This window comes from Halopiger goleimassiliensis (assembly GCF_000455345.1).
In the GTDB taxonomy this organism is placed as follows: Archaea; Halobacteriota; Halobacteria; order Halobacteriales; family Natrialbaceae; genus Halopiger_A; species Halopiger_A goleimassiliensis.
Genome location: NZ_HG315690.1, coordinates 1,710,339 through 1,723,883, shown reverse-complemented (window position 1 = coordinate 1,723,883; position 13,545 = coordinate 1,710,339). Strand labels below are relative to the sequence as shown.

The 13,545-nt window shown below is 65.9% G+C and carries 14 protein-coding genes; 7 read left to right on the top strand and 7 right to left on the bottom strand.

Features of this window, described 5'->3' with window-relative positions; all coding sequences use genetic code 11:
- Positions 1 to 171 precede the first annotated feature (171 nt).
- Positions 172 to 3,417 (bottom strand): carbamoyl-phosphate synthase large subunit, encoded by a 3,246-nt coding sequence (gene carB / locus TX79_RS08470; RefSeq protein WP_049927022.1) that lies wholly within the window; start codon positions 3,415 to 3,417, stop codon positions 172 to 174.
- Positions 3,418 to 3,741: 324 nt separating this feature from the next.
- On the opposite strand from carB, the gene TX79_RS08465 reads away from it, so the two are divergent.
- Both TX79_RS08465 and TX79_RS08460 read left to right on the top strand, forming a co-directional pair.
- Complete coding sequence (locus TX79_RS08465; RefSeq protein WP_049927021.1) at positions 3,742 to 4,782, top strand: NAD(P)/FAD-dependent oxidoreductase; 1,041 nt, start codon at positions 3,742 to 3,744, stop codon at positions 4,780 to 4,782.
- A gap of 108 nt (positions 4,783 to 4,890) precedes the next feature.
- The gene (locus TX79_RS08460; RefSeq protein WP_049927020.1) at positions 4,891 to 5,985 is read left to right on the top strand and encodes a S1C family serine protease; all 1,095 of its coding nucleotides are present in this window, start codon (positions 4,891 to 4,893) and stop codon (positions 5,983 to 5,985) included.
- Between the two features lie 102 nt (positions 5,986 to 6,087).
- Here the strand turns inward: TX79_RS08460 and TX79_RS19845 are convergent, their stop codons facing one another.
- The 4 genes from TX79_RS19845 to TX79_RS08440 form a co-directional block, all read right to left on the bottom strand.
- A complete protein-coding gene (locus TX79_RS19845) occupies positions 6,088 to 6,501 on the bottom strand; it encodes a hypothetical protein (RefSeq protein WP_230198559.1) in 414 nt (137 codons plus the stop codon).
- Positions 6,491 to 6,790, bottom strand: coding sequence for a winged helix-turn-helix domain-containing protein (locus TX79_RS08450; protein ID WP_049927019.1), 300 nt, complete (start codon positions 6,788 to 6,790; stop codon positions 6,491 to 6,493). Before TX79_RS08450 ends, TX79_RS19845 begins: the two co-directional genes overlap by 11 nt.
- Positions 6,791 to 6,903: 113 nt before the next feature.
- Positions 6,904 to 8,091 carry a M24 family metallopeptidase gene (locus TX79_RS08445; protein ID WP_049927018.1) on the bottom strand — a complete coding sequence of 396 codons (1,188 nt, stop codon included), beginning with the start codon at positions 8,089 to 8,091 and terminating at the stop codon, positions 6,904 to 6,906.
- 95 nt (positions 8,092 to 8,186) lie between these two features.
- The gene (locus TX79_RS08440; RefSeq protein WP_049927017.1) at positions 8,187 to 8,666 is read right to left on the bottom strand and encodes a GNAT family N-acetyltransferase; all 480 of its coding nucleotides are present in this window, start codon (positions 8,664 to 8,666) and stop codon (positions 8,187 to 8,189) included.
- 138 nt (positions 8,667 to 8,804) lie between these two features.
- Between TX79_RS08440 and TX79_RS08435 the strand changes: the two genes are divergently transcribed.
- A complete protein-coding gene (locus tag TX79_RS08435; protein ID WP_049927016.1) occupies positions 8,805 to 9,230 on the top strand; it encodes an archease in 426 nt (141 codons plus the stop codon).
- 156 nt (positions 9,231 to 9,386) lie between these two features.
- Here the strand turns inward: TX79_RS08435 and TX79_RS08430 are convergent, their stop codons facing one another.
- Positions 9,387 to 9,740, bottom strand: a complete 354-nt coding sequence (locus TX79_RS08430) for a hypothetical protein (protein WP_049927015.1) — start codon at positions 9,738 to 9,740, stop codon at positions 9,387 to 9,389.
- 136 nt (positions 9,741 to 9,876) lie between these two features.
- Here TX79_RS08430 and TX79_RS08425 point away from each other — a divergent pair, with 136 nt between their 5' ends.
- The 3 genes from TX79_RS08425 (at position 9,877) to TX79_RS08415 (ending at position 12,078) form a co-directional block, all read left to right on the top strand.
- Complete coding sequence (locus tag TX79_RS08425) at positions 9,877 to 11,388, top strand: RtcB family protein (RefSeq protein ID WP_049927014.1); 1,512 nt, start codon at positions 9,877 to 9,879, stop codon at positions 11,386 to 11,388.
- A gap of 97 nt (positions 11,389 to 11,485) precedes the next feature.
- Complete coding sequence (locus TX79_RS08420; RefSeq protein ID WP_049927013.1) at positions 11,486 to 11,710, top strand: AbrB/MazE/SpoVT family DNA-binding domain-containing protein; 225 nt, start codon at positions 11,486 to 11,488, stop codon at positions 11,708 to 11,710.
- Positions 11,707 to 12,078, top strand: coding sequence for a hypothetical protein (locus tag TX79_RS08415; RefSeq protein ID WP_049927012.1), 372 nt, complete (start codon positions 11,707 to 11,709; stop codon positions 12,076 to 12,078). The genes TX79_RS08420 and TX79_RS08415 overlap by 4 nt, the downstream gene beginning before the upstream one ends.
- Positions 12,079 to 12,131: 53 nt before the next feature.
- On the opposite strand, the gene TX79_RS08410 is transcribed toward TX79_RS08415, so the two are convergent.
- On the bottom strand, positions 12,132 to 12,356 hold the full coding sequence (locus tag TX79_RS08410; RefSeq protein ID WP_049927011.1) for a hypothetical protein: 225 nt from the start codon (positions 12,354 to 12,356) through the stop codon (positions 12,132 to 12,134).
- 139 nt (positions 12,357 to 12,495) lie between these two features.
- On the opposite strand from TX79_RS08410, the gene moaA reads away from it, so the two are divergent.
- Positions 12,496 to 13,512: a GTP 3',8-cyclase MoaA gene (gene moaA / locus TX79_RS08405; protein WP_049927010.1), complete on the top strand. Its 1,017-nt coding sequence runs from the start codon at positions 12,496 to 12,498 to the stop codon at positions 13,510 to 13,512.
- Positions 13,513 to 13,545 lie beyond the last annotated feature (33 nt).

The window sequence follows — 13,545 nt, the reverse complement described above, 5'->3', positions numbered from 1 at the left end:
CTGAAAGGGGCTGTCGGTCTCGGCCGTTCCGACGACGTAAGCACGCGACCGCAGGGAGCGCGCGCAGCGAGTCAGAACGGCCGAGAACGGCAGGGGCTTTCGTGGTGTTCTCCCCGTTCCAGTATTACTCGAGGTATTATCTGAACACTGCCAGGTCGAAAGAACGAGGATTCACTCGGCTTTCGGCTGGCCCCAGTACTCGTCGCGCTGGGGACGGTCGGTGATCGGCTGGACGTCGATCGGTTCGTCCTTGTTGGCGCGGGCCTCGAGTGCGGCCTTCGCGGACTCCTCGGTGGAGAAGTAGGTGATCTCCTCCTCGACGGCGACCTCGAGCAGGTCGCGGTCGCGCGAGATGATGAGATCGACCTCGCCCTGGCGGGCGGCGTCGACGAGGTCGACGGCCTCACAGAGGTCGTAGTAGTCGGTGAAGCCATCGACGAGCTGTTCGCCGGCCTCGGTGTCGGGGTCGGGGAACTCGTCGGCGGAGAGGTCGACGACGATCGTTCCGTCCTCGGGGATCGGTTTGCCGACGGCGTCCTGGGCCTTGTCGTAGGCCTTGCCGAACGTGTCGGCGGTGCCCATGACCTCGCCCGTCGATTTCATCTCGGGGCCGAGACGCGGGTCCGAACCCGGCAGGCGGTCGAACGGGAGGACGACCTCCTTGATCGACACCTGTTCGGGGACCTGCTCCTCGACGTCCAGGTCCGCGAGCGACTCGCCGGCCATGACCTTCGCCGCGAGTTTCGCGATCGGAACGCCCGTGGCCTTCGAGATGAACGGCACCGTACGCGAGGAGCGGGGGTTCGCCTCGAGGACGTAGACCTCGCTCTCCGCGTCGGGGTCGTCGACGCCGGTGACGGCCAGCTGGACGTTCAGCAGGCCGACGGTGTCGAGTTCGTGGGCGATCTGTTCGGTCACCTCGCGGACGCGACGGTTGACGTCGCGGCCCAGCGAGCGCGGCGGGATCATACACGCGGAGTCGCCCGAGTGGACGCCGGCGCTCTCGACGTGTTCCATGATGCCGCCGATGAGGACGTCCTCGCCGTCCGCGACGGCGTCGACGTCCAGTTCCACCGCGTCCTCGAGGAACTCGTCGACGAGGATCGGCTTGTCCGGGCTCACGCGGACGGCCTCCTCGATGTACTGCTCGAGTTCTTCGTCGTCGTAGACGATCTCCATCGCGCGGCCGCCCAGCACGTAGGAGGGGCGCACGAGGACCGGATAACCGATCTCGTGGGCCAACTGCATGGCCTCCTCCTTGCTGTGGGCCGCCCCACCTTCGGGCTGGGCGATACCCAGGTCGTCCATCAGGGCGTTGAAGCGGTCGCGGTCCTCCGCGAGGTCCATCGCCTCGACGGACGTGCCCATGATCTCGCAGTCGAGCCCGCGGCGGGCGAGTTCCGCCTCGAGCGGGTCGCCGATGTTGACCGAGGTCTGCCCGCCGAACTGGACCATGACGCCGTCGGCACCGGTCGCCTCGGCGACGTCGGCGACCTCTTCAGCGGTAATGGGCTCGAAGAACAGGCCGTCGGAGGTATCGTAGTCCGTCGAGACGGTTTCGGGGTTGTTGTTGACGACGTGGGCCTCGATGCCCATCTCGCGCAGCGCCTGGACGGCGTGGACCGAGCAGTAGTCGAACTCGACGCCCTGTCCGATGCGGATCGGGCCGCCGCCGACGACGATCACGCTCTCGACGTCGGGATTGACCTCGAGTTCGCCCGCGGCGTCGCCCTGAAGCGTGCCGGACTCGAACTCGTTCTTGCGGGCGGAGTAGTAGTACGGCGTCTCGGCCTCGAACTCGCCGGCGCAGGTGTCGACCTGCTTGTAGGTGCGGCCCGGAACGTCTTGCTCGACCGTGCCGACGTCGGTGCCGGCGGCCGCGGCGATCGCCGCGTTGGTGCGCCCGACGGTCGCGGCCTCGGTGAAGTCGCCTTCCTGGGCCGCGCGGGTCGACTCCGCGATGCGTTTGTAGCGTTCGGTGTACCACTCGAAGATGCCCGTCAGCTCGACGACCTCGTCGACGGTGTAGCCGCGCTCGAAGGCCTCGAACATCGCGTACGGGCGGTCCGGCGAGGGGCGCTCTAAGTACTGCTCCTCGAGTTGCTCGTCGCTGACCTCGTCCCAGTCGACGCTGGGATCGTACTCCGACGATCGGAGGGCCTTCAGCAGCGACTCCTCGAAGGTGCGGCCGATGGCCATCGCCTCGCCGGTCGACTTCATCGCCGTCGTCAGCTCGAAGTCGACGTCGTCGAACTTGTCCTTGGGCCAGCGCGGCACCTTGGTGACGACGTAGTCGATCGCGGGCTCGAACGCCGCGGTCGTCTCGCCGGTGATCTCGTTCTCGATCTCGTGGAGGCGCTTGCCGAGCGCGACCTTCGCGGTGACACGGGCGATCGGGTAGCCCGTCGCCTTCGACGCGAGGGCGGAGGAACGGGAGACGCGCGGGTTGACCTCGACGACGCGGTACTCGCCGCCGGGGGTGCCGTCGTCGCGCCAGGCGAACTGGATGTTACAGCCGCCCTGAATGCCGAGTTCGCGGATGACCTCGAGCGCCGCGGTGCGCATCTCCTGGTGGCCCTCGTCGGGGACGATCTGTGAGGGCGTGACGACCGTCGACTCCCCGGTGTGGATGCCCATGGGGTCGATGTTCTCCATGTTGCAGATGATGATACAGGAGTCGTCGGCGTCGCGCATGACCTCGTACTCGTACTCGACCCAGCCCGCGATGGACTCCGTGATCAACACCTCGCTGTTGCGCGAGAGGCGTAGCCCCTTGCGGACGCGCTGGAGGAGTTCGTCGAACTCGTGGACGACGCCCGAGCCGCTCCCGCCCAGCGTGTAGGTCGTCCGGGCGATGACCGGCAGCCCGCCGACGTCGTCGACGGCCTGCTGGACGCGGTCCCGGAGGTCTTCCTCCGTCAGCTCCGAAACCTCCTCGCCCTCCTCGAGCGAGATGGTCGTCGATTTCGGCACGGGCTGGCCGATCTTCTCCATGCGCTGGCGGAAGAGGTCGCGGTCCTCGGTCGCGTAGATGGTGTCCAGCGGCGTCCCCATGATCTCGACGTCGTGTTCCTCGAGCACGCCCTCCTCGGCGAGTTCGGCGGTGACGTTCAGCCCGGTCTGCCCGCCCAGACCGGCGATGACGCCGTCGGGCTGTTCCTTCCGGATGATCTCGGCGATGGCCTCGGTGGTAATCGGCTCGATGTAGACCTGGTCGGCCATCTCCGGGTCGGTCATGATCGTCGCCGGGTTCGAGTTCACGAGGACGACCTCCGCGCCCTCCTCCTGCAGCGCGCGACAGGCCTGTGCGCCCGAGTAGTCGAATTCGGCGGCCTGCCCGATCTGGATCGGCCCGCTGCCGATGAGGAGGATCTTGCGTCCGTCCCCTGCCGTGGATCCGCTCGTGTCCGTACTCATTGATCTTGTTCGTCCGGAGTTCGCACATCGTAATAAGCCCCACGATACAGTACGAATCTCGAAATACTATTTCGAAATTCGAATCGTCGCCCTCTGGGGCGCTCGAGTGCCCGGACGGGCGGGTCGGGGTCGAATCGACTCGCTCGTGGCTCGAGCCGCGTCGAATTCACAGCATCGGGTGTGAGTCGATACCGCACCTCGAGATCGTCGACGCGAGTCGCGGGCTGACGGACGGTTCCCCACGTCCGACCGTCCCGGCTGTCGGGGTCTCAGCATCCACGGATCCCCACGGCATTCTTGGTTCGAGCGTACCCAGTGATCGGTATGGTTCGGATCGGAGCGGTCGGGGCCGGGGTCGCTACCGGAGCCGCCGCGTTCGCCCTCTCGGAGACGCTCCCGGACGCAAACGTCACCGTCCTCGAGGCGTCGGCGAGCGTGGGCGGACGCGCGGCGACCGAGCGCCGTGGCGACGTGGTCTACGACTACGGGGCGAACTACCTCACGTCGGACGACCCGCGGATCGAGGACCTGGTGACCGCCACCCTCGAGACCGACGGACTGGTCGACGTCACGGACCCGGTCTGGACCTTCGACGCCGAGGGAACGGTGTCGGAGGGCCGCGACGCCGACGACCACAAGTGGACCTTCCGCGGAGGACTCGATCGCCTCGCGTCACGGCTGTTCACGCGGACGGACGCGGAGATGTATCCCGAAACCCGCGTCGAGACTATCGTCCGAAACGACCGCCAGGACACCTGGACGCTCGAGGATGCCGACGGCGATCGCTGGGGGCCGTTCGACGCCGTCCTCGTGAGCCCGCCCGCGCCCGAGACCGCGTCGCTCCTCGAGTCGGCCGACTGGGACGACAGGGTTCGCGACCACCTCGTCGAGGCCGTCACGGACGTACCTTTCCGGACGATCTGGACGGGCGTCTTCCACTACCCGTTCGAACTCGAGCGCCCATACTACGCGCTGGTCAACACCGACAAGAACCACGAGATCGGCTGGATCGCCCGCGAGGCGTGCAAACCGGGCCACGTCCCTGCTGGCGAATCGGTGCTGGTCGTCCAGGCCAACCACGAGTGGTCGGTCGAACGGGCCGACGACTCGCCGGACGACTGTCTGGACGAACTCACGGCGCTGACGGCTGATCTGCTCGAGGACGACCGACTGGGGAACCCGGACTGGACGGATCATCACGTCTGGCACCACGCGATTCCCGAAGCCGGCGTCGCGACGGGGCCGATCGAGACGGCGGCGGACGCGGGACTGCACTGTCTCGGCGACTGGGTCGCCGGCGAGGGACGACTCCACGCGGCGCTTCGGAGCGGACTCGAGGCCGGCGAGCGGATCGCGCTCGGATGAGTCGTAGTACCGCCTCGGTGACCGGATCGAATTTGGGTCTTAGTTGGCCATCAGTTGGGACGAAACTCGGCAAAGACACAGGTACCACCGGTGGCAACGTTCGATCAAATGCCTCGAGAACGACGTTCCCGACGACAGGTGCTGCAGGCGATCGGCGTCGCAGCGACGGGCGTTCTCGCCGGGTGTACGACCCCCCAGGCTGACGACGAAACGGGCGACGAGTCCGGGGAGTCGTCGGCCGAACAGTCCGACGACACTGGTCAGCGCGATCCCCCGGCGAACGGCGATTACGCCGCCGTCTACGAGGAGACCGTCGATTCGGTCACCCAGATGGAGACGACGTCCGGGCAGGGGACGGGGTTCGTCTACGACGAGTCACACCTCGTGACGAACGCCCACGTCGTCGGCGACGCGACCGAACTCGACGTCCGCTTTCGAAACGGCGAGTGGCGCTCTGGGACCGTCCTCGGCACCGACGTCTACAGCGACCTCGCCGCGGTCGAGATCGACGATCGACCGGAGTACGCAGCCCCGCTACCGTTCATCGACGGCGATCCGGTCGTCGGCGAGGAGGTCCTCGTCATCGGCAACCCGTACGGCCTCGACGGCACGCTCACGACGGGGGTCGTCAGCGGTATCAACCGATCGCTCACGAGTTCACTCGGGTACGACATCCCGGACGCGGTCCAGACCGACGCCGCAGCGAACCCCGGCAACAGTGGCGGCCCGATCGTCTCGCTGGACGGCGAGGTGATCGCCGTCATCAACTCCGGGACTGGCGACAACATCGCCTTCGGCATCTCGGCTCCGCTTGCCCAGCGGGTCGTTCCCTCGCTCATCGAGACCGGCGAGTACGACCACGCGTACATGGGCGTCTCGCTCGCGACCGTCACGCCCGCGGTCGCCGAGGCCAACGCCCTCGAGGAGCCTCGCGGGGTGATCGTCGAACGCGTCCGGTCCGGAGGGCCGTCCGACGGCGTCCTGCAACCGAGTGCCGGAACCGCGCTCGTCGCCGGGACGCGGGTTCCGACGGGCGGCGACGTCATCGTCGCGCTGGACGACGCCGACATCAGGTCGCTCGAGGACCTCTCGAGTTACCTCGCGCTCGAGACCAGTCCGGGCGAAACCGTGACAGTGACGGTGATCCGCGACGGCGAGCGTGAATCGGTCGAACTCACCCTGGGGACCCGACCGGCCCCCTGACAGTGCAGCGCCGCACCCGTGGCGAGAACCGTCCGACCCTGCCGACCATCCGTGCGGTCACGAACGTGATCGAGACCGATCCGCAGGACCTGCCACCGGCGTTCAGGTCTGGCTCTGGTAGAACAGCACGACGATAGCGAATCCGACGAACACGTCGGGAATGAATCCGAACGGGCCGATGTCGCTCACTGGCGGAAAGCCGAACAGCAACTGCACGAGCGGGTTCGAGGTGAGCGCGTACAGCACCAGCGCGAGGCTCAACACGACGAGACTCAGGCTGTACTTGTTCGGCAGGTCCTGGTAGAGGGAGACGTACGACCACGTCAGCGCGAACAGGAGGACGAGGTTGAACGTCGTGACGAACAGTTCGGCCTGAATCAACAGGTGGACGACCTCGAGCGGGGCCCGCGGCGGGAGCGGGACGCTCGGCAAGACGACGGTACTCGCCAGGCCCAGCGCCGCCGCGATGGCGGTGACGAGGGCCGTTTTCGCCAGTGGACTGAGATCACGTGTCATGGTCGGTCGGGTCGATGTCCGCTCGCTCGACGATCTCCTCGAGGATATCGAGGTTCTCTTCCATGCGGTCGGACAGGAAGTACAGCTGGCCGTAGTTGTCTCCCTGGGTGGTGACGACGTCGTTCTCCTCGAGGACCTCGAGGTGGTGTTGGACCGTCTTGTAGTTCAGATCGAGTTCCTCGGCCAACTGGTTCCTGTTCATGGGACGCTCCTGTAGCGTTCGGACGATCCGGAGGCGGTTGTGACCGCCCCGCGAACCGCCGATGAGCCACCACAGGAGCTGGCGCATACAGGTAGAACTCGGATCAAGGCAAAAAATAAATTCCGGGACGGCGATACGCCCCGTCACAGTACTGACTCGCTCGACGGACTCCTACTGGATCCCTCGGGGCGCAGTGTGCGTCAGTCGGCGACGGGTTCGAGGCCGACGCGGTAGTCGGTCAGGTTCTCGAATCCGTCCTCGGTGACGACGACCAGATCCTCGATGCGGACGCCGCCGACCGCCGGATCGTAGATGCCAGGTTCGATCGTCACCACGTGGCCCGGCTGTAGTTCCTCGCCGGCGGGCGAGAGGCTGGGTTGTTCGTGGATATCCAGGCCGACGCCGTGGCCCGTGCTGTGGATGAAGCCGGTGTCCGTGCTCGGATCGCTGCGCAGGCTCTCGTAGCCCGCGTCTTCGATCACGTCACAGACTGCGTCGTGGACCTGTGCGCCCGTCGCCCCGGGTTCGACGGCCTCGAGGCCGGCCTCGTAGGCCTCCCGGGTGACCTCGTACCGACGGGTCGCCTCCTCGCCGGGGTCGCCGCGGGCGAACGTGCGGGTCATGTCCGCGAAGTAGCCCGTCTCCTTGTCCCGGGGGAAGATGTCGATCACGATCAACTCGTCCGCCTCGAGCGGGCCGCTCCCGCGGTCGTGGGGATCCGCGGCGTCAGCCGCACAGGCGACGATGGTGTCGTCGAGACTACAGCCGTGTCGCAACAGCGTGATCTCGATGGCCTCCTTTACCCGCTCGCTCGTCAGCGGTTCGCCGTCGTGGACGAGCGTCCCGTCCTCGATGTCGGCGTTCGCGATCAGTTCCTCCGCGCGGGCCATCGCCGCCTCGTTGGCCCGCTGAGAGGTGCGGATCTGTTCGCGCTCCCAGTCGGTCTTCGTCGCGCGAACGTCCTCGACGATCCCCTCCGATTCGACGGTCACCGAGACGCCGCGCTCGCGCAGGCCGTCGGCGGTACCAGTCGGGAAACTGCGGGGGACGGCGACCCCGTCGACGCCGTGGTCCGCCAGAAACGCCTCGATCGTCCGGATCTTCCCCTCGTAGGGGCCGCACTCGCCGACCAGTTCCTGGTAGTCGTAGGCGGCCCGCCGGGTGACCGAGTCGGCGTTGGCGTTCGATTTCGCGCGGCCGTACTCGAGGCCCGAAACCAGCAGGTGGACGCCGTCGTCCGTGACGAGCGTCTGGTAGGGATCCGGGGCGGTAAAGCCGGAGACGTAGCGCTGGTCCGAATCCGACGCGTCGTCGTCGATCAGGTAGCCGTCCACGTCCTCGGTCTCGAGCGCGTCCCGAAGGGGCGACAGATCGGGATCGACGTTCATGCACGTGTCTGTGAGTGAGAGGAACAAATACTGTTCGCCTCGAGGAACTCGGTCCGACGCGGTTCTCGGCGGCTCCGATCCGCTCTCAACGGTCGTCAGGACCGGCGGATCAGATCGGAGAGTCGGTCGGTGATCCCGACGTCGGCACCGAGTTTCAGGTAGTAGGCGTCGCCGCCGTCCTCGTAGTAGTCGTCGATGCGGCGTTTGATCTCGAAGCCGAGGTGTTCGTAGAACTGGAGGGCGTTCTCGTTGCTCGTCCGCGCGTGGCAAGTGATCGTCTCGTGATCGTCGGCCACGCGAGCGACGAGTTTCTTGCCGATCCCTTCGCCCCGGTGTTCGGGATCGACCGCCAGAAAGAGGATGTAGCCGTCGCGTCGGACCGCCGCGAAGCCGATGAGGTCGCCGTCTTGGAGGTAACAGTAGACCGTCGATCGACGATACGCGTCGGTAAAGAAGTCGTACCGCTGTTTGAGTACGTCTTCCCGGCGGTTGATCGTCTCTTTGAGTTCCCACGCCTCCTCGACGAAGTCGTCACTGCCCGGGGTAACGACGCGACTGTCGATGTTGACGCTCACTACCACACCGTACTATCGTCGTCAATATAATTCCACCGGCAACCCCCGCTCGATAACGTCAGACGTCGGAGAGAAAGGCGATGCCGTCGTCGCGATTCCGACGGACATACGGCTGCGGCGGTCGAACGGCTCGACCGAATGGGATTCGAACTCCGCGATCACACCGCCGACGTCGCCGTCGAGGCCACGGGCGACGACCTCGAGTCGGTCTTCGCCGCGGTCGCGGACGGTTTCGTCGCCGCGTCCTGCGAGGACGTCCCCGCCGACGAGGGCGAGCGCTTCTCCCTGTCGGTCGCGGCCGAGAGCCGCGAAGCGCTGCTGTTCGACTACCTCGACGAACTCGTGTATCTCCGTGACGTCCGGGTGGAACTGCCGGTCGATCACCGGATCGACCGGATCGACCGACCCGACGACGAGTCGGCCGCGTGGACCCTCGAGGCTACCGCTCGCGGCGTACCGCTCTCGGCGGTCGCCGCTCGCGAGATCAAGGCGATCACTTACTCCGAGATGCGACTCGAGCGGGTCGACGACGGCTGGGAAGCGTACGTCGTGTTCGACGTCTGAGACGAGCCGAAACCGGGAGACGACGAGCCAGCGCATCTGGCCGCGATTCGCCTCGCTAGACGATCGACTCGAGCGCCTCGAGGTCGAGGTGAACGGGCGGAGTCGGTCGTCCCGAAGTGGACTGCTCGTGGCGGGGTTATCGCCGCGCGCTCGGAATCACGTTCCGGGGACGCCGATAGCGTCGAACGTCGTCAACTCGGCGCTCGCGAGGAGATAGAGTACGCCGAGGACGGCGATCCAGGCGACGAGTGTGATGCCGGCGGCGTCGATCCAGCCGCCCGGGTATCGGCGTTTGATGACCCCCAGATATGCGAGCAGGACGATCGCCGGCCCGAGAAACGGGAGCCAGCCGAAGAGGAAACCGACGACGCTCCAGACGATCGCTCCAAAGAGGGCAGTGTATACGGCGTAGGAGTAGTCGCTCACGTTGGCGATCAGCAGGGCACCGACGTGGATCCCCAGCGCACCGATCAAGAGGCTCACGACGAACACGACGAGACTGTCGAGCATACTGAACGTTCTCGCCCGAGAAAGGAATAGGTGCCGCTCGATGCAGCCCCGACGCCCCGACGATCGAACTGGCGGGACGAGGCGACGTCGACCGAAGAGACGAACTTCTTTGACCGTCCGGAGTCGATCCATTGGTATGAGCGATCGTACGTTCGACGCCGGCGACGTCACCCTCGAGCGGGTGCGTGAGTACGTCTGGGAGATCCCACAGGAGGGGGCGATGCGCGCCCCGGCGCGGGTGCTGGCCAGCGAGGCGCTGCTCGAGGAGATCAAGGAGGACAAGACGCTCGAGCAGATCACGAACACGACCCATCTGCCGGGCATCACCAACTACGCGATCTGCATGCCCGACGGCCACCAGGGGTACGGCTTCCCCGTCGGCGGGGTCGGAGCACTCGACGCCGAGACGGGCTGTATCTCGCCGGGAGCTGTCGGATATGATATAAATTGTGGGGTCCGGATGATGCGGACGAATCTGACCTACGACGAGCTCCAGGGGACGGAAGAGGAACTCGTCGATTCGCTATTTGAAAACATTCCGTCAGGTCTGGGCGGCGGCGGCATCGTCGAGGCCGGCGTCGACACCGTCGACGAGATCCTGGAGCGTGGCGTCGACTGGGCCTTAGAGCACGGTCACGCCGTCGAGGAGGACCTGGCCCACTGCGAGGACGAGGGCGTCCGGCCGGGTGCCGACGCCGACAGGATCAGCCAGAAAGCCAAGGACCGCGGGAAGAACCAGATCGGCTCGCTGGGGTCGGGCAATCACTTCCTCGAGGTCCAGCGCGTGACCGACGTCTTCGACGAGACTGTCGGCGACGCGTTCGGCCTCGAGGAGGACCAGATCGTCGTCCTGATCCACTGCGGTTCCCGCGGGCTGGGTCACCAGACCTGTAACGACTACCTGCGACAGATCGAACAGCAACACCAGGGCCTGCTGAACCAGTTGCCGGACAAGGAACTGGCCGCTGCCCCCGCGGGGTCGCAACTCGCCGAGGACTACTACGCGGCGATGAACGCGGCGATCAACTTCGCGTGGGTCAACCGCCAGCTGATCATGCACCGCACGCGGAAGGTCTTCGAGCGCGTCTTCGACCGCTCGTGGGAGGAGATGGACATGCACCTCCTGTACGACGTCGCGCACAACATCGCGAAGAAGGAGACCCACACCGTGGGGGTCGGGCCCGAGGGCCGACCGGTGCGAGACGGCGAAGCCGTCGATCGCGAGGAGCGCGAACTCTACGTCCACCGCAAGGGCGCGACGCGCGCGTTCCCCGCGGGCCACCCCGAGGTACCGAAGGCGTACCGCGACGTCGGCCAACCGGTCATCATCCCCGGCAGCATGGGCGCGGGCAGCTACGTCCTCCGGGGCGGCGAGAACTCGATGGACCTGACCTTCGGCTCGACGGCCCACGGTGCCGGCCGGCTGATGAGCCGTACGCAGGCGAAAAACGAGTACTGGGGCGGCGACGTCCAGCAGGAACTCGAGGAGCAGGATCAGATCTACGTCAAAGCGCAGTCGGGCGCGACGGTCGCCGAGGAGGCTCCGGGCGTCTACAAGGACGTCGACGAGGTGGTCCGCGTTTCGGACGCGCTCGGCATCGGCGACAAGGTGGCACGCACGTTCCCGGTCTGTAACATCAAGGGGTGATTTGGCAAATACGACTGTTCTTTCCAAAACAACTCTATGACGACACTGTAGACCAGCCGGCGGAAGGATAATGTCTTTTTGGCATCTAATCGTCTATATGCGCGTCAGTACTGACGACGGGCGTATCTACCTCCCGAAAGCGATGCGGGAGGAGTTCGGCGAGGAGTTCGAACTCATCGATCGAGGGGATCGACTCGTACTCGTTCCGGTCCCCGAGGACCCACTGGAAGCGCTCCGCGAAGAGGCCCGGAAAAGCGACGAATCGGCTCGAGCCCTCAAAGAGAGCGCATTGGAGGAGGCACTCGAGGAGGCAGGCCAATGACCTACGCGGAAACCGACTTTCTGCTCGCCCTCATCAAAGACGACGGCTGGCTTCGGGAAGCTGCCGAACACGTGTATCGGGATCGGCAAGACGAACTCTGGACCGGACGGGTGACGTTGATCGAACTGATGCTCGTAGCGTACCGAAACGAGTGGGACGTCCTTCGAACGGTAACAGCTGCTCGAGCCCTCGTCGAGATCCGTGGCGATACCGAAGATATCCTCGCCGCGGCGAGCTACGTCGAAGACGACGGGTTCACGCCCCTCGACGCGCTCCATCTCGTTACGTCCGACGACGACCCGATCGCTTCCAGCGAATCGGACTACGACGGGTACTCGGAGCGTATCGAACTCGAGGAACTGACCTAATCCCATTTACAGGCGGTCAAGGCGAATGCCCCGGGGCTTGACCCCGAGGCGGTTCACTTCAGCCGGAACGGGTTCTCGTCGTCCTCGTCCGCGCCGTCGTCCCCATCGTCCTCGGTTTCGTAGGGCTTCCGGGCCGTAATCGTCACCGACGCCTCCGGATCGTCCTCGTCGGACCAGGGGCTGTCGTACGCCGAGATCTCGAGGTCGGTGACGTCCCAGCCCTCCGACTCGATCAGCTCTACGAGCCGACGCTGATCGTCGAGCATGTCCTCGTCCATACCTCGGGGTTCGTGACTCGAGGTGGTATGTTTTCCCCCAGCCGATCACGGGCGCTGACCCCGGCGGGAAACCGAAATCGGTTACGGAACCCGCGGGATACCCCGCGCGTTTAAGCGGATCCACCTGCAACGGAGTGACATGCTCACCGACGAGTTCGGGCGCGAGGTGACCGGGGTCCGCGTCTCGCTCACCGATCGGTGTAACTTCGACTGCGTCTACTGTCACAACGAGGGGCTGGGGGACACCCGAGGACCGATGGACCCCCAGGACGACGAGATGGGAACCGACGACGTCGTCCGCTTTCTGGAGGTCGCCGCCGAGTTCGACGTCGACGCCGTCAAATTCACCGGCGGCGAACCGATGCTTCGGGACGACCTAGAGGAGATCGTCGCCCGGACGCCCGACTCGATGGAGGTCTCGATGACCACCAACGGAACCTTCCTCCCCGGCCGCGCCGAGGACCTCGTCGACGCCGGCCTCGAGCGGGTCAACGTCTCCCAGGACGCTTTAGACCGCGAGCAGTTCGCCGCGGTCACCCAGAGCGGTGCCTACGACAAGGTTCTCGAGGGCGTCGACGCAGCGCTCGAGGCCGGCCTGGATCCGGTCAAACTCAACATGGTCGTCTTCGAGCACACGGCCGGCTACGTGCCGGAGATGGTCGACCACGTCGCGGAGAACGAGGGCCTCCAGTTGCAGTTGATCCAGTACATGCCCGAACTGACGGGGCGGCCGGAGTGGAACGTCGACATCGACCGCGTCCACGACTGGCTCGCCGAGCAAGCCGTCGCGATCGAACACCGCGAGATGCACGACCGACGCCGCTACTGGATCGCCGCCGAGGACGCCGAGATCGACGGCGACCCCGCCGCATCGCCGCACGTCGGTATGGTCGAGATCGTCGACCCCGTCGAAAATCCGACGTTCTGCGCGAACTGCCATCGCGTCCGCGTCACCCACGACGGCTTCCTCAAGGGCTGTCTCAATCGCAACGACGACCTCAAGCCGATGGGCGAGATGACCAAGCCCGAGATCCGCGAGGCGTTCCGCGCGGTCGTCGCCGATCGGGTTCCCTACTACGGCGAGTACATGGTCAGGAACGGCGACGGCGAGTGGGAACTCAACGAGAAGTACCTCGAGGAGCACGCGGAGCCCTGACACACTCTTCTGTGCGGCGTTCGACGACAATGT